The sequence below is a fragment of the Nonomuraea sp. NPDC050383 genome, assembly GCF_044459125.1.
Taxonomy (GTDB): Bacteria; Actinomycetota; Actinomycetes; order Streptosporangiales; family Streptosporangiaceae; genus Nonomuraea.
The window spans coordinates 359,690-381,050 of record NZ_JBITIP010000007.1; the positions used below are offsets into that span (position 1 = coordinate 359,690).

Genomic DNA, 21,361 nt, shown 5'->3' on the forward strand with positions numbered 1-21,361 from the left:
CGGACGGGTCTTCCTTGTTAGAACCTGTTTCACAACGGATGCATTGTCGCCTCGTAGCCGCATTCCGAGCAAGCGTTTGGTCGAATAAGGCGGCGGCCGCCGCGCAACTGAAACGTTCCCCAAGATTGACGGGACGCGGGCACGCACGAGCCCCGGCCGCGTCCCCGCGCCGATGAGCATGGCTGCGAAGGCACCACCACGGGGGACGCGCATGGCCATCGAACCAGGGACACCCGACCGCCTGCTGGAGCTCGCCGCCGCGCGCCGGACCGCGCCCGGTGAGGCGCTGGCCCGCGACGCCGGACGGATCGTCCGCGCGGCCGGGGACATGGCGGAGCGCTTCCGGCGCGGGGGACGGCTCATCACCTTCGGCGACGGCGCGGCGGCGGCCGACGCGGGGCACGTGGCCGTCGAGTTCACCCACCCCGTGATCGTGGGCAAGCGGGCGCTGCCGGCGATCTCGCTGGCCGGCGACGCCGCGGCGCTCGGCGGCCTCGCCGCGTCCGGCGGGCCGGAGGCCGTGTTCGCCCGGCAGGTCGAGACGTTCGGGCGGCCGGAGGACATCGCGCTCGGCGTTCCTGCCGGCGAGCGGGACCGGCGCGTCCTGGCCGGGCTGGCGGCGGCCCGCGAGCTGGGCATGCTCACCATCGCCCTGACGACCGCCCCACCGGGCTCGGTCTGTGGCGAGGACCGCCCGCCCGGGTACGGCGACGGCTCGCTCGGCGGTGTCGTGGCGGATCACGTGATCGCCGCCCGGTGCGACGACCCGCTGATCGCCCGGGAGGTCCACGTGACGGCCTACCACCTGCTCTGGGAGCTGGTCCACGTGCTGCTCGACGACCCCGGGCTCGCGCCGCCCGCCCGGCCCGCCGACACCATCACCGGCGGCACCACCGGCACCTGCGTCACGTGCGCCGACACGGCCGTGCCGGTGCACGTCACCGAGCTGCGGCCGGGTGGCCTCGCCCTCGTCGAGACCGGCTGCGGCACCGAGGAGGTCAGCGTCGCCCTCGTCGAGGCACGGGTCGGCGACGTGGTCCTCGTCCACGCCAAGGAGGCCATCGTGGTGCTCGGCGGTGACGGCTCATGAGCGGGATCTACCCCTTCCTGACGCCGGCCGGCGACGCGGCCCGGGACGCCCGGGAGAACGCCGCCCGGGAGCTCGTCCGCTCCACCGCGGCCAAGGCCGCCGAGAGCCTGGAGCTGCGCCTGCGGGTCCTGGGCACGCTGGGTCCGGCGCTGGCCGTCTGCGCCGCGGCCATGGCGACGGCCTTCCGGGCCGGGGGCACGCTGTTCGCGTTCGGCAACGGCGGCAGCAGCACCGACGCCCAGGCCGTCGCCCAGGTGTTCCGCACCCCGGACCGGGACGGCGGCCGGCCCTGGCCCGCCCTGCCGGCGATCTCGCTGACCGCCGACGCGGCGCTGCTGACGGCGCTGGCCAACGACGTCGCGTTCGACGTGGTCTTCGCCCGGCAGCTCGCCGCGCTCGGCCGCCCCGGCGACGTGGCGATGGCCCTGTCCACCAGCGGCGGGTCCGTCAACGTGCTGCGCGGCCTGGAGCAGGCGCGCCGCACCGGCATGGTGACGGTGGGCTTCGCCGGGTCGGGCGGCGGCCGGATGGCCGAGGAGCGCCTGGCCGACCACCTGTTCGTCGTCCCGTCGTCGTCGGTGCACCGCGTCCAGGAGGCGCAGACCACGGCCTGCCACGTGCTGCGCGAGCTCGTGCGGGCGGAGCCGGCGGAGGCGTGAGCGGGCGGGTGCGCTCGCTGATCCGGGTCGAGGGCATCGTGCAGGGGGTCGGTTTCCGGCCGTTCGTGCACGGCCTCGCCGCCCGGTACGGGCTGGCGGGGCTGGTCGGCAACGACGGCGGCGGCGTGTTCATCGAGGCGGAGGGCCCGCCCTCCGCGGTCGCCGCGCTGGTGGAGGCGGTGCGCGAGCGGGCGCCCGCGCTGGCCGTCGTCGACCGGGTCAGCGTCACCCCCGTGCCGCCGACCGGCGCGGGCGGGTTCCGGATCGTGCCCAGCGTCGCCGGCGACCCCGGCGCCCCCGGCCGGGCGCTCGTCCCGCCGGACGTGGCCACCTGTGACGACTGCCTGGCCGAGCTGTTCGACCCGGCCGACCGGCGCTTCCGGTACCCGTTCGTCAACTGCACCGCCTGCGGCCCGCGCTTCACGATCATCACGGCGGTGCCGTACGACCGGGCGGTGACCACGATGGCGGGCTTCGCCCTGTGCGCCGACTGCGCCCGTGAGTACCACGACCCGGCCGACCGCCGCTTCCACGCCCAGCCCACGTGCTGCCCCGCCTGCGGCCCCCGGCTCGCGCTGCGCGCGCCCGACGGATCGACGCTCCCCGGCGACCCCCTCACGCGGGCGGCCGCCCTGGTCGCGGACGGCGCCGTGCTGGCCGTCAAGGGGCTCGGCGGCTACCACCTCGCCGTGGACGCCGCCGACGAGGCCGCGGTCGCGCGGCTGCGGGCCCGCAAGCGGCGGCCGGACAAGGCGTTCGCGGTCATGGCGGCGGATCTGCCCGCCGTGCGGGAGCTGTGCGAGGCCGGCGAGGCCGCCGCGGCCATGCTCACGGGGCCGCGCCGGCCGATCGTGCTGCTGCCCCGGCGGCCCGGCGCGCCTGTCGCGCCCTCGGTGGCGCCCGACGGCCTCGACCTGGGCGTGCTGCTGCCGTACACGCCGCTGCACCACCTGCTCTGCCGCGAGCTGGCCCGGCCGTACGTGCTGACCAGCGGGAACCTGGCCGACGAGCCGATCGCGCACGACGACGGGGACGCGCTGCGGCGCCTGGGCGGCGTCGCCGACGCGTTCCTGTGCCACGACCGGCCGATCCACGCGCCCGCCGACGACTCCGTGCTGCGGGTGTTCCGCGGCGCGCCGATGCCCGTACGACGGTCACGCGGGTACGCCCCGGAGCCGCTCACCCTGCCGTGGCCGTTCCGCCGGCCCGTCCTGGCCTGCGGCGCCGAGCAGAAGAGCACCTTCTGTCTCGGGCGGGAGCGGCACGCGGTGCTGTCGCAGCACCTCGGCGACCTGGAGAGCCATCTGGCCCTGCGCGCCTTCACCGCCGAGGTCGTGCGCTTCCGGCGGCTGCTCGGCGTCGATCCCGAGGTCGTCGCCCACGACCTGCACCCCGGCTACCTGTCCACCACGTACGCCCAGGACCTGGACGGCGTGGAGACGGTCGCCGTGCAGCACCACCATGCCCACATCGCCTCGTGCCTGGCCGACAACGGCGAGGCCGGCCCGGTCATCGGGGTGGCGTTCGACGGCACCGGGTACGGGCCCGACGGCACCGTCTGGGGCGGCGAGCTGCTGGTGGCGAGCCTGGCGGCGTACGAGCGGGCCGGGCACCTGGAGGCGGTGCCGCTGCCGGGCGGCGTCACGGCGATCCGCCAGCCGTGGCGGATGGCGGCGGCCTTCCTGGGGGCCGCGGGGGAGCCGTCCGGCGGGCTCGCGGTGGCCCGCCGCAACGCGCGGCACTGGCCGGCCGTGGCCGCGCTGGCCGCCTTCGGCGGCCCCGCCGCGCCGCTCACCTCCAGCGCCGGGCGGCTGTTCGACGCGGTGGCGGCGCTGGTGGGCGTCCGCGACACCGTCACCTACGAGGGGCAGGCGGCGATCGGCCTGGAGCAGCGGGCCGATCCGGACGTGCGCGACGGCTACCCGGTGGCGGTGACCGGGACCGCGCCCGTGGTGATCAGGAGCACCGACCTGGTGCGGGCCGTCGCCGGCGACCTGCGGCGCGGGGTGCCGGCCGGGGTGATCGCGGCACGCTTCCACCACGGGCTGGCCCACGCGGTGGTGACGGCCGTCGGCGTGGTCGCCGGGGCCACGGGGATCGGCACGGTGGCGCTGTCGGGCGGCGTGTTCGCCAACGGGCTGCTGCTCGGCGGCGTGGCCGACGGGCTGCGCGCCCGCGGGTTGCGGGTGCTGACGCACCGGCGGGTGCCCTGCAACGACGGCGGGATCAGCCTCGGCCAGGCGGTCGTGGCCGCCGCCCGCCCCTGATCAGCTCGGGGGCGGGCGGTCCTCAGCAGATGCGGGGGAGCGGGTCGCCCACGAGCAGGTCCACGATCCGGGTGCCGCCGAACGCCGTACGCAGCAGGACCAGCCCCGGCGGGTCGTCCCGCACCGTGCCGATCACCGCCGCCCCCGCCCCGAGCGGGTGCCCGCGCAGCACCTCGACCGCTCGCTCCGCGTGCCCGCCGTCCACCACGGCCACGAACCTGCCCTCGCACGCCACGTACAGCGGGTCGATGCCCAGCAGTTCGCACACGCCGGTCACCTCGGGCCGCACCGGCAGCGCCTCCTCCTCGGCCACCACGGACACGCCGGAGGCGGAGGCCACCTCGTTGAGGATGGTGGCCACCCCGCCGCGCGTGGCGTCGCGCAGCGCCCGTACCCGGCCGGGCAGGGCGTCCAGCAGCGCGGCCACGATCCCGTGCAGCGGAGCCGTGTCGGAGACGATCGGCGCCTCGATGCCGAACTCGCCGCGCGCCAGCATGATCGCGGCGCCGTGCTCCCCGATCGGCCCGGACACGATGACCGCGTCGCCCGGCCGGGCGTGCGCGACCGACAGCTCCGCGGGCCGCTCCAGCAGGCCGACGCCGGTGGTGGTGACGTAGCAGCCGTCGGCCTTGCCCCGCTGGACGACCTTGGTGTCGCCGGTGACGATCTCCACCCCGGCCACGGTCGCCGCCGCCGCCATGGACGCGGCGATCCGCCGCAGGTCCGCGACGGGGAATCCCTCCTCCAGGATGAACCCGGCGGCCAGGTACGCCGGCCGCGCCCCGCACATCGCGAGGTCGTTGACGGTGCCGTTGACCGCGAGGTCGCCGATGTCGCCGCCGGGGAAGAACAGCGGGGACACCACGAACGAGTCGGTGGTGAACGCCACCCGCGCGTCGCCCGTCCGCAGCGTCGCCCCGTCCTCCAGAGGAGCCAGGAGCGGGTTGCGGAACGCCTCCAGGAAGACCGCCTGGATCAGCGTCTGCGTGGCCTTGCCGCCCGCGCCGTGGGCCAGCGTGATCCGCTCCTCCCTGACCACCGGCTTGCGCCGCCTGGCCCGGGCGATCCGGTCGAGGACCTGCTGCTCGCGATCGCGGTGCGGGGTGCCGGGAGCGGGGAGCGGGTCCTCGTCGGACGCCGGCGCGCGCACCGGGTCCGGGAGGTCCTCGTGCAGCGCGCCCCGCGGGGTGCCGGTCATGACCGCGTCGCCTCCCTCACGCGCTCGCGGCTGAAGCGGCCGAAGTTGTAGTACGCCGCGCAGGCGCCCTCGGAGGACACCATGCAGGTGCCGATGGGCGTCTCCGGCGTGCACGCCGTCCCGAACACCTTGCACTCCCACGGCTTGAGCACGCCCTTGAGCACCTCGCCGCACTGGCAGGACTTGGGGTCGGCCACGCGGAGCCCGGGCAGCTCGAAGATCCGTTCGGCGTCGAAGGCCGCGTACGCGTCGGACAGGCCGAGCGCCGAGTGGGAGATGAAGCCGAGCCCGCGCCACTCGAAGTGCGCCCGCATCCGCATCACCCGGCCGATGACGTCCATGGCCGTGCGATTGCCCTCCCAGGGCACCACGCGCGCGTACTGGTTGGCCACCTCGCGGCGGCCCGCCGCGATCTGCCCGAGCAGCATGTGCACGGACTGCAGGATGTCCAGCGGCTCGAACCCGGCGACGACCAGCGGCTTGCCGTAGTCGCGGGCGATGAAGTCGTACGGCCGGCAGCCGATCACGGCCGAGACGTGGCCGGGCCCGATGAAGCCGTCCAGGCGCAGGTCCGGAGAGTCGAGGATGGCCTTGATCGCCGGAATGATCAGGACGTGGTTGCAGAAGACCGAGAAGTTGCGCACGTTCTCGGCGGCGGCCCGCAGCACGGTCATCGCCGTGGACGGCGCGGTCGTCTCGAACCCGATCGCCATGAACACCACCCGCCGCTCCGGGTTCTCCTTGGCGATCTTGAGGGCGTCGAGCGGGGAGTACACCATGCGGATGTCGGCGCCGGCGGCCTTGGCCTCCAGGAAGGAGCCGGTTCCGCCCGGCACCCGCATCATGTCGCCGAACGACGTCATGATCACGTCGGGCTGGGAGGCGATGTGGATGGCGTCGTCCACCCGGCCCATCGGGATCACGCACACCGGGCAGCCGGGGCCGTGCACGAGCACGACCTCCTCCGGCAGCAGGTCTTCCAGCCCGTGCTTGTAGATCGTGTGGGTGTGCCCGCCGCACACCTCCATGAACGTGTACCGGCGGCCCGGCTCGCACCGGGCGGCGATGTCCGCGGCCAGTGTCCGTGCCCTGTCCGCGTCGCGGTACTCATCGACGAACCGCACGCGCCCTCCTCACGTGATGTCCGACTGGCGCAGCGCGTCCAGCTCGTCGTCGTAGGCCTGCCCGAGGCCCTCCAGGTAGTCGAGCACCGCCTGCGCCTCCGACTCGGAGATCCTCGACAGCGCGAACCCCACGTGCACCAGCACCCAGTCGCCGACCTTCAGGTCCTCCTCCACGAGGAGGCCGACGTTGATCCGGCGGCGTACCCCGGCGACGTCCACCACGGCGAGGTCGGCGTTGTCCGGGTCGGCGGCGACGAGCTCACCGGGGATGCCCAGGCACATCGGCCGGCTCCTCCCCGAAGGTGATGGACTCCAGCACCAGCTCGTCGCCGCCGGAGACGTCCACGTCGGCGCTGCCGCACGGCGGGCAGACCGCCAGCACGTCCAGCGACTCGCAGCGCGCGCCGCAGGCCCGGCACGTGACGGTGACCGGCATGACGACGAGATCGACGGCGGCGTCCTCCGCGGCGGTGCCCGCCGCGGCGAGCGTGAAGGCCTGGCCGAACGCGTCGTCGACGACGGCGTGGCGGACGCCCACGCGCACCCGCGCGCCGGTGATCCGTCTGCCTCCGGCTCGCTGCTCCAGCAGCTCGACCAGGCCCTCGCACATTCCGATCTCGTGCATACGGCGCTACATCCGTTTCATCGTCAGATAACGCTTGATCTCCGGCCATTGGCGGGCAATCGCCGCGGTCACCACGGCTGTGGCGATCAATGCCGCTACTCGTGTCCTTCTCATGTCATGTCACCTCCTTCCGGATGCGGAGGCCGGGAGGCGGGCCCGGCGTTTTCCGCAATCATGTCCATCACCAGACGGACGGCTTGGGCGGCCGCCTGCCGCACGGGCTCGCTCAGCTCCACGAGCACGTCCTCGTCCGGCCCCCCGGCCGGCGCCACGGCGGGCTCGCAGCACACGACGACCACCCGGCCGGGCAGCCGGCCGAGCTCCCCGGCCAGCCGCAGCACCTGGACCGGGTCCATGCCGTGGCCCTCGACCTGCGCCCCCGAGGGCACGCCCGCCGGGTCCGGCTCCAGCACCGTCAGCGTGCCGGGCGCCTCACCGCGCGGCGCGGCGTCCACGAGGATCGCGAGGTCGTAGTCCCGCTGGAGCGCGTAGACCAGGTCCATGCCGCGGATGCCGAAGTCGACCACGTCCACGCCGGCCGGCTGCGGCAGCGCGGCCATCCGGCGGGCCACCTCGACGCCGAACCCGTCGTCGCCGAGGAAGACGTTGCCGATGCCCGCGACGAGGATCCGCGTGCCCGGAGCCTGCGCGGCCGGCGAGTCCAGCGGCTCGACCTCGTCGGCCCCGTAGAAGAACCGGTGGCCCGGCATCCGGGCCTCACCGAGGTCACGGCCCGGGTCGTCGTCGAGCGTCACCGCGAGGTGGAAGGCGCCCTCGTCGTCCTGCTCGATCGACTCGACGACGGCGACGCGGCCGTCCAGGACCAGGTCCATGATGTCGGTCCGCCCCAGCGCGGAGGGGCGCAGCCGGACCCGGGAGCCGGACCGTACGGGCCGCCCGGCGATGGTCACCACGTCGGGGCCACGCCGCTCCATCCGCGCCCAGAACCCCATCCCCACCATGCGATCGGCCCCGTCCCCCGAACCGTCGTTCATGTCGGCTCCGTGCGCAGAACGCCGTGCAGCCGCATGAGCCGCTCGGGCGTGAGGGCGTCGCACCGCTCCAGGATCTCCCTGCCCCGCGGGTCGCCCTCGCGGATCTCCCGCTTCTCCTCGTCGCTCAGCGCCAGCACGCTCAGCGTCAGCAGCTGGTCGATCTCCGTCGCGTCGAACAGGTCGCCCGGGCTCTCCGGCGAGATCCGCGGGTGGTCGTACAGGATGATCGGCGCCGACAGCATCGTGTGCCGCTCGCCCTCCTCGCCGACGAGGACCGGCCAGGTGCCGACGTTGCCGCAGCCCTCCGCGTGGGCGCGCAGCTCCTCGGGCGGGTCCATCAGCGAGACGAACCGGCCGTCCGGCGCGTGCAGCACGCTGTGCGCCGAGACCAGGGTGCGCCGCATCGCGCCGGTACGGGTGCCGCCCTCCCACGCAGTGGTGTTGACCACGGTGACCGTCAGCCGGAACAGGCCGGGCTCCACCTGCTCGGCGCCCACCTCGACGTGCCCGCGCAGCTCCTCCCAGGACCGGAGCGCCGCGCCGGCCCCGTCGGCGAGGACCTCGTACTCCCGCCCCGCGGGCACGTCGATCGCGACGCGGGCGGGCCGCCGCAGCAGGCCCTCCAGGGCCAGGCCGCACGCCGCCACCTCCCGCTCCACCGCCTCCTCCCGGACCAGCACGCGCCCGCCGCCGGGCTCCGGCACGGTCTCGGGCACCCCGCCGGAGCCTGTGCCGGAGACCGGCTCCGGCACAGGCTCCGGTACGCCGTCCCGGAGCAGGGCCGGCTCCCGGACGACGACGTGCAGGAAGCGCACCCGCACGTCCACGGCCGCGCCGGGGTCCGCCTCTCGGAGGCACTGGGTCCGCATCAGCCACGGGTTGCCGTCGTGCGCCCGGCCGTACGGCTCGGGGTGCACGCCGCCGATCGTCCAGCGGTGCCGGTTCTTCAGCGCCGACTGCCGGTACGGCCACAACAGGTAGCCCTCGTACAGCACGGCCCGCGCGATCTGCCCGACCTGGTCCATCAGCGGCTCCCCGCCTTCAGCGTCCATCAACGGCTCCCGCCTTCAGCAGCGACTCCACGACCTCGTCCCAGCCCGGCAGGGCGTTGCGGGTCCGGTAGGCGTGCAGCCGGTCGAACATGTCACGGCCCAGCCGCAGCCAGGCGCCTCCGGGGAAGTAGTGGTCCATGAGCTCCCGCCAGGTGGCGGCCGGCATGCGGAACCGGGCCTCGGTGTCCCACGGGAGGCGCGCGGCCCGCAGCGAGCCGCCGTCGAGGTGGAACGTCGTGCCGCTGAAGAGGAACTCCAGCGGGATCTCGCCGTCGCGCACGGCGTGGAGGTACTTGGCGGCGGCCACGTCGAAGTCGTAGGTGCAGGGCACCCGTACCAGCGCGGCCGTCTGGCCGGTGAAGGCGGGCAGGTGCGTGACGGTCTGCGCCCACATCAGGCTGCCCAGGCTCCTGCCCCACAGCTCGGACGGCCCGAACACCTCCGCGAGCCGCTCGCGGCTCGCCTCGTCGTAGCCGCGGCGGGCGGCGGCGATGCGCAGCTGCGTCTCCAGGATGACCGACCGCACCTCGCAGCCGCTCGCGTCGGTGATCCGCAGCGCGAACTCCAGCGCCGGCACGGCCGCGAACTCGGCGGCCCGGGCGTCCTCGACCGTGATGCGCAGGGCCGGAACGCCGCCGGCCGTCGTCGTGTCGGACACGGGATCAGGCGGGGGAGAGGTTGGGCATGCCGGGGTCGATGACGTCGCGGTCCGCGGCGTTGACGCCGGTGGAGCGCGCGGCGGTGGAGCGGCCGTCGATGAGGTGCCCCACCTGGCGCTCGTAGTGGCCCACGGCGTTGCCCTCGTTGACCCCCTTGACGTGCGAGGGCGTGTCGGGGCGCACCTGGCGCCGTCCCGTCCTGATGTGCGATTCACTCTTGCGGGTCATCGCGTTCTCCCCTCAACTGTCGGGTTCCGGGCTGCGGGCACGGTGGTCGACCTCTCGCGCAGCTCGCCGAAGAAGTCACTGATCGCGTCCCAGACCCGCGATCCTCCGGCGAGCCCCTTCCAGTGGGTACGGAGCAGGCCGACCAGGGCGTAGCAGTCGTCCACGGGCACGATCCAGTGCTCCCCGGCGGCGCCGGTCCGGTTGACGAGCAGGGCCTCGACGTCCGGTGCCACCCGCCGCAGCACCGGGTTGGCCTCCTCCAGCCGCCGCCACAGGGACGGCTCCAGCGGGGACTCGACGGCGCCGGCGGGGCTCGGGTAGAACAGCGCCGTACGCCCCGCCGCCGCGTCGTGGAGGAGGAACGCCATCCGGACCGGGATGCTCAGCCCGGCCCACGTCTCGTCGTCCAGCTCGAACCCGTCCAGCAGCCACCGGCGGTCGGGAACCAGCCGGTAGGGGCCGCCCACGGCCCCCGTGCCACTCGCGTCCTCCGAGTGCGGCGGGCCATCCGGATGGTCGAACAGCACGGAGCACGGCCGGCAGGCGCAGCGCAGCTCGCGGGCCTTGAGATCGAGCAGGTGCCGGTGCGCCTCGGGAAGGGGAGCGGCGCACAGCTCGCACCACTCCTCGGCCTCGCCCCCGGGCCCGGCCACCCGCTGTCCCGGCGCCGCGCCCGGACGGGCGATGAGCCTGCGCAGCGCCCTCCCCGTCATCGCCGCCGCCTCACGCCCGCGTCCTCGGGGCTCTGAGCAGGCTCTCCACGGGGATCACCACGGGAGCCGGTACGGCGGCCGGCTCCTCCACCACGACCCGTTCGAACTCCGGCGCCGCGTCGCGCACCGCCTGCTCCACGGCCGAGCGCACCCGCGCCGCCGAGGACCGGCAGCCCCCGCCCGGCCGGCGCAGCCGCAGCCGCACCAGGTCGTCCTCGACCGCCACGACCTCCGCCTCCGCCCCGCCCAGCCGGTCCCGCGCCGCCTCCAGCGCGTGGCCGATGCGGGTGGTCGCGTCCAGCGGGTGCAGGCCGTGCAGCAGCAGCAGGTGCGCCACCAGGCCGTCGGCCGCGATCCGCTCCGGCAGGCCGCCGCCGGCCGCGGCGGCCACGGCCATGACCCGCCCCAGCGCCTCGCCGTACAGGTCGAGCAGCGCCTCGGCGAGCTCCACGGCCCGCGGGTCCGCCCCGTCTTCGAGCAGCGCCTCGACGCGGCGCACCCGCTCGGTCACCTCCTGGTCGTCCATCGCGGATCAGCCCGGGACGCTCGTGCCGAGGGTGGGGGAGTGGACCTGCCGCAGCACCTTGCCGTCGCCGAGGTACATGTGCACGCCGCACGGCAGGCACGGATCGAAGCTGCGGACGGTCCGCATGATGTCGATGCCCTTGAAGTTCTCCGGCCCGTTCTCCTCGAAGATGGGCAGGTCCTGCACCGCGTCCTCGTACGGGCCCGGCGTCCCGTAGATGTCGCGCGGGCTGGCGTTCCACGGCGTGGGCGGGTACGGGTGATAGTTGGCGATCTTCCCGTCGCGGATGACCATGTGGTGCGACAGGACGCCCCGCACCGCCTCGTGGAAGCCGCAGCCGATCGCCTCGTCCGGCACGTCGAAGTCGGTGAAGACCTTGGTGCGCCCGGCCCTGACCTCGCTGAGCGCCTGCTCGACGAAGTGGAAGGCCAGCGCGGCGGCGTAGGCGACGAAGTACATCCGGGCCCGGTTGCGCTCGATCGTGTTGGCCCACTTCGGCACGTGCCACTCCAGCCGCGTCTCCGGCAGGGAGCCGGACTTCGGCAGGTTGATCTCCACGCTGTGCCCGGTGGCGCGGACGCCGCCGACGTCGACCAGCCCGGCCAGCGCCGTGCTCCACAGCCGGGCCAGCGGCCCGCCGCCGGTGTCCAGGGCCAGGTGGTCGCCGGTGCGCCGGTCGTACCAGCGGGGGCTCATGACCCAGCTGTAGTTGCCGTTCTCCAGGTCGCGCCGCTGCGGCTTGGGCAGCGTCGTCTGGTTCCACGGGTGGCGCTGGTCGACGGGGTTGCCGAGCGGGTCCTGGGTGACGAACGTCTCCTCGCCCTGCCAGTCGTCGTAGTACGAGCTGCCGAGCAGGATGCGGATGCCGAGGTTGATGTCGACGAGGTTGGTGGTCAGCAGCTCGCCGTCCAGCACGATGCCGGGCGTCACGAACATGGCCCGGCCCCACTCCTCCATGTGCCGGTAGTCGTAGTCGACCACGTTCGGGTCCTGGAACGCCCCCCAGCAGCCCAGCATGATCCGCCGCCGGCCGACCTCCTCGTAGCCGGGCAGCGCCTGGTAGAAGAAGTCGAAGACGTCGTCGTTCATGGGGACGGCCCGCTTGATGAAGTCGAGCGCCCGGACCAGCCGCACCAGGTAGTCGGTGAACACCTGCGGCGTGGCGACCGTGCCGACGCCGCCCGGGTAGACGGTCGACGGGTGCACGTGCCGGCCCTCCATGAGGCAGCACATCTCCCGGGTGAGCCGGCTGATCTGCAGCGCCTCGCGGTACACGTCGCCGGTGAACGGGTTGAAGGCCCGCATGATGTCGGCGATGGTCCGGTAGCCGTGGATGTCCCCCCGGGGCGCCTCCGTGGTCTCGGCGCGGCGCAGCATGCTGGGGTTGGTCTCCTTGACCATCTGCTCGCAGTAGTCGACGAAGACCAGGTTGTCCTGGAACAGCGTGTGGTCGAACATGTACTCGGCGGCCTCGCCGAGGTTGAGGATCCAGTCGGCCAGCGGCGGGGGCTTGATCCCGTACGCCATGTTCTGTGCGTAGACCGAGCAGACCGCGTGGTTGTCACCGCAGATGCCGCAGATGCGGCTGGTGATGAAGTGCGCGTCGCGCGGGTCCTTGCCCTTCATGAACACGCTGTAGCCGCGGAACAGGGACGAGGTGCTCTTGCACTCCGCGACCTGCCTGTTGTTGAAGTCGATCTTGGTGTAGATGCCCAGGTTGCCGATGATCCTGGTGATCGGGTCCCAGGACATCTCCACGAGCTGCCGCGTCTCCTGCGCCGGCACGGATCGGGTCGTCACCTCGACGCTCCCCCTTCTAGCCCTGCCAGCGGGGGTCGTACCCGCTGGTCAGCTTGCGTTCGTTGTGACGCCACTTCGGTTCGGTGTTGACGGTCTTGTTGGTGATGGCCCGCAGTCCGCGCACGAGCCCCCCGTAGACGCCCGCCATGCCCGCGGACACGGACGCCCCCGGCGGCTGGTCCATGAACGGCATGAACTTGTCCGGGAAGCCGGGCATCGTGCAGCCGATGCAGATGCCGCCCACGTTGGGGCAGCCGCCGATGCCGGCCATCCAGCCGCGCTTGGTGACGTTGCAGTTGACGACCGGGCCCCAGCAGCCCACCTTGACCTGGCACTTGGGCGAGTTGTAGTCGAGGGCGAAGTCGCCCTGCTCGTAATAACCCGCCCGGTCGCAGCCCTCGTGGACCGTCTTGCCGAACAGCCAGGTCGGCCGGAGCTGCCGGTCGAGCGGGATCATCGGAGCCAGCCCGGCCGCCTGGTACAGCAGCCAGGTCAGGGTCTCCATGAAGTTGTCCGGCTGCACCGGGCAGCCCGGCACGTTGACGATGGGCAGGCCGCCCGCGGAGCGGAAGTCCGGCCCCAGGTAGTCGGCCAGTCCCATCGAGCCCGTCGGGTTGCCCGCCATGGCGTGGATGCCCCCGTACGCCGCGCAGGTGCCGATCGCGACCACGGCCCACGCCCGCGGCGCGAGCCGGTCGATCCACTCGTTGACCGTGATGGGCTGCCCGGTCGCCGGGTCGTTGCCCATCGAGGTCCAGTAGCCGTCCCCGTTGATGTTCTCGTTCGGGATGGAGCCCTCCACCACGAAGATGAACGGGCCGAGCCGGTCCTCGGCCGCCTGGTGGAACGCGGCCATGAACGCGCCGCCGACCTCCGGGGCGAGCACCTTGTTGTGCAGGTGGACCTTGGGCAGGCCCGGCACGAGCCCGAGGAGGACGTCCTCGATGCTCGGCAGTGAGGCGGCCGTGATCGAGACGGTGTCCCCGTCGCAGCTCATGCCTTCGGACGTCCACAGGATGTGCACCTCATCCAGGGCGGTATCCGGCTTGGCTGTGCTCATGGCCCCGAGCCCCCTTTGTCGGCCTGGCATCGCCGTACAGTGTCCATTCGGTCACTGTGTGTAGTGCTTTACCGCGTCTCGGAGGGTTGCAAACCATGACACCGATCGCGAAACCGCAATCGCCTGCCACGCTGTGTCAGCGCGCGCCGGATCGTGCGCGGGGCGCGCGGGTCACGGGGGCGCCGGTCGAGCGGGCCGCCCAGAGCGCGATCGTGATGTACAGCACCTGCTCCGGGATCCGCACCCACAGCGGTGTGGCGGGGGCGCCCTGGAGGGGCACGCCGGCGAGCGCCGCGTACACGTTGGCCGGGAGCAGCAGCACGAAGAGGATCGCCAGGGCGACGCCGGCGACCCGGCGGGTCGCCGTCACGACCAGCCCGGCGGCGCCGAGCAGCTCCAGCACCCCGGTCACGTACACCATGAGGGCGGGGAACGGCACGAAGGGCGGCACCATCGCCACCATGTCGGCGTGGTTCGGCATGAAGGCGACGCCGGCCGGCACGAAGTGCGCGCTCGCGGTGACGACGAGCAGCAGTGCCAGCGCGTGGGCCGCACTGATCGGCCAGCTCGCGAACCGGCGGACGCCGAGCCTGCCCAGCAGGCGCAGGCCGAGTGTCGTGGCCAGGAGAAGGACGATGAGGGAGAACACGGGACTCCTTTAGATAGTTGAGCTATCCGATCAATGGATAGCGTAGCTATCTAATGCGGTCGTGTCCACGGCCGGGTGCGCCCGTGTGGCCGGACGTCGGGGTATCCGGGCATGTCGCCAAATCACCGGACGAATATCACTATTGACGACATCCGAAACCGGCGCCTACGTTCGACCGGACCGGTCTGAACAGGCCGGGCTGAACAGGTAGGTCTGATGGACGACACGCAGGACACACGCGCCGGCGGGCGGCTCAAGGTGGAGACGCACGGGCTCGACGTGATCGGGGACGCCGATCGGAAAGGGCGCCCCCGCCAGCTGTTCTGGCCCTGGTTCGCGGCCAACGTCTCGGTCCTCGGGCTGAGCTACGGCTCGTTCGCCCTCGGCTTCGGGATCTCGTTCTGGCAGGCGCTGGTCGCCGGGGCCGTCGGGATCGTCTTCTCCTTCCTGCTGTGCGGGTTCGTCGCCGTGGCCGGCAAGCGGGGCTCGGCCCCGACGATGGTGCTGAGCCGGGCGGCGTTCGGCGTGCGCGGCAACCGGCTCCCGTCCGCGATCTCGTGGATGCTCACCCTCGGCTGGGAGACCGCCCTGACGGCGCTCGCCACGCTGGCCGCCGCGACCGTCCTCGACCGCCTCGGCTGGGGCGGCGGCACCTCCACCAAGGCGATCGCGCTCCTCGTGGTGACCGCGCTGATCGTCGCCGGCGGCGTCATGGGCTTCGACGTCATCATGCGCATGCAGACCGTCATCACGGTGGTGACCGGGGTGCTGACCGTGGCGTACATCGTCCTGGTCCTGCCGCACATCCACTGGGACGCCGTGCAGTCGGTGGCGCCGGGCTCGGCCCAGCAGTTCATCGGCGCCCTGGTGTTCATGGTGACCGGGTTCGGGCTGGGCTGGGTCAACGCGGCCGCCGACTACTCGCGCTACCTGCCGCGCCGGTCGTCGAGCAAGGGGGTGGTGGGCTGGACGACCTTCGGGGCGTCGCTGGCGCCGCTGGTCCTGCTGGTGTTCGGCCTGCTGCTGGCGGGCTCGTCCCCGGGGCTGAACAAGGCGGTCGCCGCGGACCCGATCGGGGCGCTGACCACGGTCCTGCCCACGTGGTTCCTCATCCCGTTCGCGGCGGTGGCGGTGCTCGGCCTGGTCGGCGGGGCGGTGCTCGACATCTACTCCTCCGGGCTCGCGCTGCTGGCGGCCGGGTTGCGGGCGCCGCGCTACGTCGCCGCGCTGATCGACGGGGCGCTGATGGTGGCGGGCACCGTGTACATCGTGTTCGTCGCCGACGACTTCCTCGGCCCGTTCATGGGGTTCCTCACCACGCTCGGCGTCCCGATCGCCGCCTGGTGCGGCGTCATGCTGGCCGACCTCGCGCTGCGCCGCCGCGACTACGACGAGGCCGACCTCTACCGCCCGCGGGGCCGCTACGGGGACGTGCCGCTGCTGCCGGTCGCGGTCGTGGGCGCCGGCGCCGTCCTCGGCTGGGGCCTGGTCACCAACAGCGGCGCGAGCTGGCTGGCCTGGCAGGGCTACCTGCTCGGCCCGCTCGGGCTGGGTGGCAAGGAGGGCGACTGGGCCTTCGCCAACCTGGGCGTCCTGGTCGCGCTGGCCGTCGGCTTCGTCGCCATGCTCGTGCTCGGCCGGTCGCGGGTCCGCGCCCAGGAGAGCGCCCCGTCCTCCACCGAGACCGCCGAGGAGGCGCGGGCATGACGTCGCGCGCGGGCTGGCTGTCGGTCATCGACATGCAGCGGGTCTTCGGCGAGCCGGACAGCCCCTGGTTCGCCCCCCGCTTCGCAGAGACCGTCGAGCCGGTCAGGAAGCTGGTCGGCGCCTTCGGCCCCCGGGTCACGTTCACCCGCTTCGTCGCCCCCGAGGCGCCCGCCGGGGCCTGGGCGGACTACTACGAACGCTGGCCGTTCGCCCTGCAGGCACCCGACTCCCGCGCGTACGGGCTGGTGGACGACCTCGCCGGCCTCGCCGCCGATGCCGGCCCGACGCTGGACGCCCCGACGTTCGGCAAGTGGACGCCGGAGCTGGCCGGCCGGGTCGGCCCGGACGGCCGCCTGGTGCTGGCGGGTGTGTCCACCGACTGCTGCGTGCTGTCCACGGCCCTGGCCGCGGCCGACGCCGGCGTCGAGGTGCTCGTCGCCGCCGACGCGTGCGCGGGCGCGGACGACGCGAGCCACCAGCGGGCGCTGGAGGTCATGCGGCTGTACGAGCCGCTGATCCGTGTCGTCACCGTGGCCGACATCCTGGCCCCGCCCGCCTGACCGAGGCCACGCCTCTCACTGCCCCGGAGCGCGACCCCGGGCTCCCCGCGCGCCCGCCCGTCCGCCACCATGGCTTCATGGGTGCCTGGGTCTACATACGCGGCTGGCTGGAGCTCCACGGGCAGCGGCCGGAGGCGGAGCAGGTCATCCGTGCGAGCGGCGGTGCGGGCTGGGCCTTTCCCGAGGGCGGCTGGCTGGACGCGGCCTGCTACGCCCGGGCCGTCCGGGAGGCCGGTGCCGCCGACGTCCTGGAGCAGGTCCGCGCGATCGCCGCCCTCCCGGCGGCCGACGAGGACGGCGACCGCGTCTGCGGGCTCTTCCTGGCCTTCCACGAGGTGGACGGCCAGTTCGAGTGGCAGGTCCGGGACGGCGGCGTCTTCGTCGGCCCCGCCGCGCCGCGCCACGACTACCTGTGGAGGTAGCCGGCGTCTCATCATGAGGTGCCGCCGAGTGTCCAGCAGGGCAAGGACACGCGCTTATGGCGTCCCGGCGGTGCTGGCCGGCGCGGTTTCGCGTGTTCGGCGCTCTGCGATCAGTACGGAGTCGAGCAGACCGGGGAACAATGCGTCGAGGTCGTCTCGGCGCAGCCGTACCAGGCGGGATCGGCCCTGCACGGTCGTCCACGTCACGCCGGCCTCCCGCAGCACCCGGTAGTGGTGCGACAGCGTTGTCTGGTGCACGTCGATCTCCCCGCCGATCGCGTTGCAGGCGTCCTCGCCCATCTGGTCGAGCCGCCGGACGATTTCCAGCCGCACTGGATCGGCCAGTGCGCGCAGCACCTCGACCAGCCGGATGGCCTCGGTCGCCGGCTGTGACACCTCACGCATCGCCGCCCCTTGTGTTCCGCATTCCCGCACCCTAGCAACATATTGATATATGGACAAGTATCCATATAACGTTTAGGCTCCCGCCCAGTTGCTTCCGCGGCTTCTCTGAAAGGCGGGATCCACCCGGTGTTGAAACGACTTCTCCCCCTGGCCCTGGCGACCTTCGCCGTCGGCACTGACGGCTACGTCATTGCGGGCCTGCTCCCCGCCATCGCCACCGATCTGCGGGTCTCCACTCCCGCCGCCGGGCAGCTGGTGACGGTGTTCGCTCTGGTGCTCGCTCTGTCCGCGCCGGTCATGGGGGCGCTCACCAGCGGGCTGGACAGACGGTCTGCACTGCTCATCGCGTTGAGCGTCTTCGTGGTGGGCAACGCCATCACGGCCCTGGGCACCAGCTACGAGGTGGTGGTGATCGCCCGCGTCGTCACCGCGATCGGGGCCGGGATCATCACCTCCGCCGCCTCCAGCACCGCGGCGGCCATCGCACCCCCCGACCGCCGAGGCAGGGCACTCGCTCTCGTCCTGGGCGGCCTCACGTTGGCGACAGCGTTGGGCCTTCCCCTCGGCACACTGATCGGCCGCACGGACTGGCACATCACCCTGTGGGCCGTCGCCGGGACCGGTCTCGTCGCGGCCCTTGGAGTCGTCGTCGGCCTACCCAGCGTGAGGCTCCCCGCCGCCTCGTTGAGCGACCGGCTGCGCCCGCTCAAGCAGGGCCGTGTCCTCGGGCTTCTGGCTGTCACCACGCTGGTCTTCCTCGGGGTCTACACCCTCTACACCTACATCGGCCCGGCCCTCCAGGGGGCGACCGGGAGCTCCGAGTTGCTGCTCACGGTCGTTCTGCTGGCCTGGGGAATCGGCACGCTGGCCGGGAACATCGTCGCCGGACGGCTGGTCGACCGGCACAACCCCGCGCAGGTGTTGACCGGGACCCTCGTCATCGCCGCCGTTGCCCTGGCCCTCACCCCCGTGGCGACCGGCGCCCTGGTGTCCACCCTGGTGTGGGCTGCGATCTGGGGTGCGACCGTGGGCGTCATCGTCGTACCCCAGCAGCACCGGCTCATCGCCCTCAGCCCGGCCGCGGCCCCCGTTCTGCTCGGCCTCAACTCCTCGGCCATCTACATCGGGGTCGCCCTCGGCGGCGGCCTCGGTGGACTGGCGCAGGAGTGGCTCGCCCTCGCGCCCGCCATACTGGGGCTGCCCGCCGCCGGCATCACCATCCTGGCCCTGCTCTACCACGTGACCACCGCGCGCCGCCGCACACCCGCGGCGCCTCTGCCGACCCCGTCCACCCCGGACAGCGCCAGGGCATAACGCCCTGCGGGGGCCCGTCATGCGCGCCCCGGAGTCCCAGCGTCCTCGCCGAACCGGCCCGCCGGTTGCCGAATACGGCGAGCCCGGGTAGTCACGGCCGCTACCTGGCGGCTGGGGACATGTCCGGGAGCGGAGGGCCTCATCGGTTACGGCGTGACCGGGAGGTGGCGGAGGTCGGCCGCCATGCGGGCGGCGGTCTCGGAGAGTGCGGGCAGGACGTCGCGCAGCAGGTCGTCGGGCGTGGCGCGGCTGGCGTGGGTGGCGACGTTGACGGCCGCCACGACCCGTCCGTCCCGGCCGCGTACGGGCACCGCGATCGACCGCACCCCCTCCTCCAGCTCCTGGTCCACCAGGGCGTAGCCGTCCTCGCCGGCCCGGCGGACCGCCCGTGCGAACGCGGCGGGGGACATGACGGTGTGGCGGGTCAGCGGCCGGAGCGTGATGGCGGCCAGCCGCTCCTCGGGCTGGTCCGCGAGCAGGACCCGGCCCATGGAGGTGGCGTACGCGGGAAAGCGTGTGCCGACCCTGATGTCGACGGTCATGATGCTCGCGGTCGGCACCCGAGCCACGTACAGGACGTCGTCGCCGGACAGCACCGCGACGGAGGCCGAATGGCGCAGCCGCGCCACCAGGTCCGCCAGGTGCGGCTGGACGACCTCGCCGAACGAGAGCTCCGACAGGTGGGCGTAGCCCAGCTCCATCACCCGGGGCAGCGGCGTGAAGCGGGAGCCGTCGGCCGCGGCGTACCCGAGGCGTTCCAGGGTCAGCAGCGACCGCCGCACCGTGGCCCGGGGGAGCCCCGTGGCCCTGGCGACGTCGGCCAGGGTGGAGCCGCCGGGCGTCGAGCCGAGCGCCACCAGCACGGCCAGCCCACGCGCCAGCGACCGCAGGCCGCCTTCCGAGCTTTCCGGGCTTTCCGAGCCGTCCGAGCCGTCCGAGCCGTCCGAGCCGTCCGCTGGAGCGTTCGCGGCGGCCGATCGGCGGATGTCCACGGGGGCGGGCAGGGCGGACCCCCGGGCGGGGCGGGGGGCGGCGAGGGTCGCTTCCATCTCCGTCACCGTCCTGAGCAGGCTGGGCATGGCGTGCTCGCGCAGCCCGGCGGCGGTGTGCCTGCTGGTGTGGCTGACCACGCTCACCGCGCAGACCGGCGTGCCGTCCGGGTCCCGTACGGGCATCGCGACCGCGACCAGGCCCGGCTCGACGAGCTGGTCGTCCTCGGCCCACGGCGCGCCGGGCCCGAGGAGGACGAGGCCCGCCGCGCAGCGGGCGGCGGGCAGCAGGTCGCCGACCCGGAAGGCCACCGACATGGTGCGCCGCCGCGTGAACTGGCCGACGAAGCGGACCCCGTCACCGTCGAGGACGGCCAGCGACACCGACTCGTCCAGCTCCCGGGCCAGCCCCTCCGCGAGCGGCGCCAGCCAGTCGCGCAGGCCGCCGCAGGCCAGGTACGCCTCGCCCAGCTCCATCAGGCGCGGGGCGAGCCGCACGTCGCGCCCGTCGAAGCGCACGTAGTCCAGACGGGCGTACGTGGCCAGGACGCGGTCGATCGTGGACCTGGCCAGCCCGGTCGCGCGCACCAGGTCCGTCGCGCGCATCCGCTGCGCGGGCTCGGCGGTCAGCGCCCGCAGGACGGCGAGCCCGCGCTCCAGGGTTCCGGCCGGCTCCATCCGCCCCTCCTCCGACAGCTCATGACGTACGGCCCGGGACGCCCGCCGGATGGCTGAGGCGGCCCGCCCGCCAGGTCGGCGTGCCGCCTCAGGACAGTTTGACAGCGGCGTCGCGGCGTCCGCATACTCGTCCGACAATAGTGAACTGAAGTTCGCTGTGCGAACACATCCGGTGAGCGGAGGGAGCTTCGTGCGGGGAGACAAGGTGGTCGCCACCGCCGGTGAGGCGCTGGCCGGCGTGCGTGACGGCGCGTCGTTCGCGGTCGGCGGCTTCGGCCTCAGCGGCATCCCGAGCGTGCTGATCCGGGCCCTGCACGCCACCGGGGTGAGCGGCATCTCCGTGGTGTCGAACAACTGCGGAGTCGACGGCGGCGGTCTGGGCGTCCTGCTGGCGGCCGGGCGCATCGCCCGCGTGACCGCCTCCTACATCGGCGACAACAAGGAGTTCGCCCGCCAGTACCTGACGGGGAGGCTGGAGGTCGAGCTGACCCCGCAGGGCAGCCTGGCCGAGCGGCTGCGCGCGGGCGGCGCCGGGATCCCCGCCTTCTACACCCCGGCCGGCGTGGGCACGCCCGTCGCCGAGGGCGGCCTGCCGCTGCGCCACCACCCCGACGGCTCGATCGACGTCGCCTCGCCGCCCC

24 protein-coding genes are annotated in these 21,361 nt (G+C 73.6%); 8 read left to right on the forward strand and 16 right to left on the reverse strand.

The window, feature by feature from the left end:
* The first annotated feature begins 211 nt into the window (after window positions 1–211).
* From ACIBG4_RS20275 to hypF, 3 genes are read left to right on the forward strand one after another with little or no spacing between them, the layout of a single operon-like run.
* Window positions 212–1,090 (forward strand): SIS domain-containing protein, encoded by an 879-nt coding sequence (locus ACIBG4_RS20275; RefSeq protein ID WP_397203084.1) that lies wholly within the window; start codon window positions 212–214, stop codon window positions 1,088–1,090.
* Window positions 1,087–1,749 (forward strand): SIS domain-containing protein, encoded by a 663-nt coding sequence (locus ACIBG4_RS20280; protein ID WP_397203085.1) that lies wholly within the window; start codon window positions 1,087–1,089, stop codon window positions 1,747–1,749. Before ACIBG4_RS20275 ends, ACIBG4_RS20280 begins: the two co-directional genes overlap by 4 nt.
* Window positions 1,746–4,016: a carbamoyltransferase HypF gene (hypF, locus tag ACIBG4_RS20285; protein WP_397203086.1), complete on the forward strand. Its 2,271-nt coding sequence runs from the start codon at window positions 1,746–1,748 to the stop codon at window positions 4,014–4,016. The genes ACIBG4_RS20280 and hypF overlap by 4 nt, the downstream gene beginning before the upstream one ends.
* Window positions 4,017–4,038: 22 nt before the next feature.
* On the opposite strand, the gene hypE is transcribed toward hypF, so the two are convergent.
* The 14 genes from hypE to ACIBG4_RS20355 form a co-directional block, all read right to left on the reverse strand.
* A complete protein-coding gene (gene hypE, locus ACIBG4_RS20290; RefSeq protein WP_397203088.1) occupies window positions 4,039–5,214 on the reverse strand; it encodes a hydrogenase expression/formation protein HypE in 1,176 nt (391 codons plus the stop codon).
* The gene (gene hypD, locus ACIBG4_RS20295) at window positions 5,211–6,338 is read right to left on the reverse strand and encodes a hydrogenase formation protein HypD (protein ID WP_310714869.1); all 1,128 of its coding nucleotides are present in this window, start codon (window positions 6,336–6,338) and stop codon (window positions 5,211–5,213) included. Before hypD ends, hypE begins: the two co-directional genes overlap by 4 nt.
* A 9-nt stretch (window positions 6,339–6,347) precedes the next feature.
* Entirely contained in the window at window positions 6,348–6,620 is a 273-nt protein-coding gene (locus tag ACIBG4_RS20300) for a HypC/HybG/HupF family hydrogenase formation chaperone (RefSeq protein WP_310714871.1), read from the reverse strand.
* Complete coding sequence (locus ACIBG4_RS20305; RefSeq protein WP_397203090.1) at window positions 6,598–6,963, reverse strand: hydrogenase maturation nickel metallochaperone HypA; 366 nt, start codon at window positions 6,961–6,963, stop codon at window positions 6,598–6,600. Before ACIBG4_RS20305 ends, ACIBG4_RS20300 begins: the two co-directional genes overlap by 23 nt.
* Before the next feature lie 6 nt (window positions 6,964–6,969).
* A complete protein-coding gene (locus ACIBG4_RS20310) occupies window positions 6,970–7,077 on the reverse strand; it encodes a DUF6893 family small protein (RefSeq protein WP_397203091.1) in 108 nt (35 codons plus the stop codon).
* The gene (locus ACIBG4_RS20315; RefSeq protein WP_310714875.1) at window positions 7,074–7,958 is read right to left on the reverse strand and encodes a hydrogenase maturation protease; all 885 of its coding nucleotides are present in this window, start codon (window positions 7,956–7,958) and stop codon (window positions 7,074–7,076) included. The genes ACIBG4_RS20310 and ACIBG4_RS20315 overlap by 4 nt, the downstream gene beginning before the upstream one ends.
* Entirely contained in the window at window positions 7,955–9,010 is a 1,056-nt protein-coding gene (locus tag ACIBG4_RS20320) for a hypothetical protein (RefSeq protein ID WP_397203092.1), read from the reverse strand. The genes ACIBG4_RS20315 and ACIBG4_RS20320 overlap by 4 nt, the downstream gene beginning before the upstream one ends.
* Window positions 9,000–9,668: a DUF6084 family protein gene (locus tag ACIBG4_RS20325; protein WP_397203093.1), complete on the reverse strand. Its 669-nt coding sequence runs from the start codon at window positions 9,666–9,668 to the stop codon at window positions 9,000–9,002. Before ACIBG4_RS20325 ends, ACIBG4_RS20320 begins: the two co-directional genes overlap by 11 nt.
* Window positions 9,669–9,672: 4 nt before the next feature.
* Entirely contained in the window at window positions 9,673–9,897 is a 225-nt protein-coding gene (locus ACIBG4_RS20330; RefSeq protein WP_397203094.1) for a hypothetical protein, read from the reverse strand.
* A complete protein-coding gene (locus ACIBG4_RS20335) occupies window positions 9,894–10,610 on the reverse strand; it encodes a DUF5947 family protein (protein ID WP_397203095.1) in 717 nt (238 codons plus the stop codon). Before ACIBG4_RS20335 ends, ACIBG4_RS20330 begins: the two co-directional genes overlap by 4 nt.
* Before the next feature lie 10 nt (window positions 10,611–10,620).
* Window positions 10,621–11,136, reverse strand: coding sequence for a NifU family protein (locus ACIBG4_RS20340; protein WP_397203096.1), 516 nt, complete (start codon window positions 11,134–11,136; stop codon window positions 10,621–10,623).
* A 6-nt stretch (window positions 11,137–11,142) separates the two neighbouring features.
* Window positions 11,143–12,936: a nickel-dependent hydrogenase large subunit gene (locus tag ACIBG4_RS20345; protein WP_310714886.1), complete on the reverse strand. Its 1,794-nt coding sequence runs from the start codon at window positions 12,934–12,936 to the stop codon at window positions 11,143–11,145.
* A 16-nt stretch (window positions 12,937–12,952) separates the two neighbouring features.
* A complete protein-coding gene (locus ACIBG4_RS20350; RefSeq protein WP_355449447.1) occupies window positions 12,953–13,996 on the reverse strand; it encodes a hydrogenase expression protein HypE in 1,044 nt (347 codons plus the stop codon).
* 136 nt (window positions 13,997–14,132) lie between these two features.
* Window positions 14,133–14,645: a hypothetical protein gene (locus ACIBG4_RS20355; RefSeq protein WP_397203097.1), complete on the reverse strand. Its 513-nt coding sequence runs from the start codon at window positions 14,643–14,645 to the stop codon at window positions 14,133–14,135.
* A 216-nt stretch (window positions 14,646–14,861) separates the two neighbouring features.
* On the opposite strand from ACIBG4_RS20355, the gene ACIBG4_RS20360 reads away from it, so the two are divergent.
* The 3 genes from ACIBG4_RS20360 (at window position 14,862) to ACIBG4_RS20370 (ending at window position 17,334) form a co-directional block, all read left to right on the forward strand.
* Entirely contained in the window at window positions 14,862–16,352 is a 1,491-nt protein-coding gene (locus ACIBG4_RS20360) for a purine-cytosine permease family protein (RefSeq protein WP_397203098.1), read from the forward strand.
* On the forward strand, window positions 16,349–16,912 hold the full coding sequence (locus tag ACIBG4_RS20365) for a cysteine hydrolase family protein (protein ID WP_397203099.1): 564 nt from the start codon (window positions 16,349–16,351) through the stop codon (window positions 16,910–16,912). Before ACIBG4_RS20360 ends, ACIBG4_RS20365 begins: the two co-directional genes overlap by 4 nt.
* A 77-nt stretch (window positions 16,913–16,989) precedes the next feature.
* The gene (locus ACIBG4_RS20370) at window positions 16,990–17,334 is read left to right on the forward strand and encodes a hypothetical protein (protein WP_397203100.1); all 345 of its coding nucleotides are present in this window, start codon (window positions 16,990–16,992) and stop codon (window positions 17,332–17,334) included.
* A 54-nt stretch (window positions 17,335–17,388) separates the two neighbouring features.
* On the opposite strand, the gene ACIBG4_RS20375 is transcribed toward ACIBG4_RS20370, so the two are convergent.
* Window positions 17,389–17,739 (reverse strand): ArsR/SmtB family transcription factor, encoded by a 351-nt coding sequence (locus ACIBG4_RS20375; RefSeq protein ID WP_397203101.1) that lies wholly within the window; start codon window positions 17,737–17,739, stop codon window positions 17,389–17,391.
* A 129-nt stretch (window positions 17,740–17,868) separates the two neighbouring features.
* Between ACIBG4_RS20375 and ACIBG4_RS20380 the strand changes: the two genes are divergently transcribed.
* Complete coding sequence (locus ACIBG4_RS20380) at window positions 17,869–19,053, forward strand: MFS transporter (RefSeq protein WP_397203102.1); 1,185 nt, start codon at window positions 17,869–17,871, stop codon at window positions 19,051–19,053.
* Between the two features lie 146 nt (window positions 19,054–19,199).
* Here the strand turns inward: ACIBG4_RS20380 and ACIBG4_RS20385 are convergent, their stop codons facing one another.
* Window positions 19,200–20,720: an IclR family transcriptional regulator C-terminal domain-containing protein gene (locus ACIBG4_RS20385; protein ID WP_397203103.1), complete on the reverse strand. Its 1,521-nt coding sequence runs from the start codon at window positions 20,718–20,720 to the stop codon at window positions 19,200–19,202.
* Window positions 20,721–20,910: 190 nt separating this feature from the next.
* Between ACIBG4_RS20385 and ACIBG4_RS20390 the strand changes: the two genes are divergently transcribed.
* On the forward strand, window positions 20,911–21,361 hold a 451-nt coding region (locus ACIBG4_RS20390; RefSeq protein ID WP_397203104.1), incomplete at its 3' end, for a CoA transferase subunit A.

What these genes read in the sequence shown, in the direction of transcription:
- ACIBG4_RS20275 (WP_397203084.1), top strand. Translation starts at nt 212, where the DNA reads ATGGCCATCGAACCAGGGACACCCGACCGCCTGCTGGAGCTCGCCGCC.
- ACIBG4_RS20280 (WP_397203085.1), top strand. Translation starts at nt 1,087, where the DNA reads ATGAGCGGGATCTACCCCTTCCTGACGCCGGCCGGCGACGCGGCCCGG.
- hypE (WP_397203088.1), bottom strand. Translation starts at nt 5,214, where the DNA reads ATGACCGGCACCCCGCGGGGCGCGCTGCACGAGGACCTCCCGGACCCG.
- ACIBG4_RS20300 (WP_310714871.1), bottom strand. Translation starts at nt 6,620, where the DNA reads ATGTGCCTGGGCATCCCCGGTGAGCTCGTCGCCGCCGACCCGGACAAC.
- ACIBG4_RS20305 (WP_397203090.1), bottom strand. Translation starts at nt 6,963, where the DNA reads ATGCACGAGATCGGAATGTGCGAGGGCCTGGTCGAGCTGCTGGAGCAG.
- ACIBG4_RS20310 (WP_397203091.1), bottom strand. Translation starts at nt 7,077, where the DNA reads ATGAGAAGGACACGAGTAGCGGCATTGATCGCCACAGCCGTGGTGACC.
- ACIBG4_RS20315 (WP_310714875.1), bottom strand. Translation starts at nt 7,958, where the DNA reads ATGAACGACGGTTCGGGGGACGGGGCCGATCGCATGGTGGGGATGGGG.
- ACIBG4_RS20320 (WP_397203092.1), bottom strand. Translation starts at nt 9,010, where the DNA reads ATGGACGCTGAAGGCGGGGAGCCGCTGATGGACCAGGTCGGGCAGATC.
- ACIBG4_RS20330 (WP_397203094.1), bottom strand. Translation starts at nt 9,897, where the DNA reads ATGACCCGCAAGAGTGAATCGCACATCAGGACGGGACGGCGCCAGGTG.
- ACIBG4_RS20335 (WP_397203095.1), bottom strand. Translation starts at nt 10,610, where the DNA reads ATGACGGGGAGGGCGCTGCGCAGGCTCATCGCCCGTCCGGGCGCGGCG.
- ACIBG4_RS20340 (WP_397203096.1), bottom strand. Translation starts at nt 11,136, where the DNA reads ATGGACGACCAGGAGGTGACCGAGCGGGTGCGCCGCGTCGAGGCGCTG.
- ACIBG4_RS20350 (WP_355449447.1), bottom strand. Translation starts at nt 13,996, where the DNA reads ATGAGCACAGCCAAGCCGGATACCGCCCTGGATGAGGTGCACATCCTG.
- ACIBG4_RS20360 (WP_397203098.1), top strand. Translation starts at nt 14,862, where the DNA reads ATGGACGACACGCAGGACACACGCGCCGGCGGGCGGCTCAAGGTGGAG.
- ACIBG4_RS20365 (WP_397203099.1), top strand. Translation starts at nt 16,349, where the DNA reads ATGACGTCGCGCGCGGGCTGGCTGTCGGTCATCGACATGCAGCGGGTC.
- ACIBG4_RS20370 (WP_397203100.1), top strand. Translation starts at nt 16,990, where the DNA reads ATGGGTGCCTGGGTCTACATACGCGGCTGGCTGGAGCTCCACGGGCAG.
- ACIBG4_RS20375 (WP_397203101.1), bottom strand. Translation starts at nt 17,739, where the DNA reads ATGCGTGAGGTGTCACAGCCGGCGACCGAGGCCATCCGGCTGGTCGAG.
- ACIBG4_RS20385 (WP_397203103.1), bottom strand. Translation starts at nt 20,720, where the DNA reads ATGGAGCCGGCCGGAACCCTGGAGCGCGGGCTCGCCGTCCTGCGGGCG.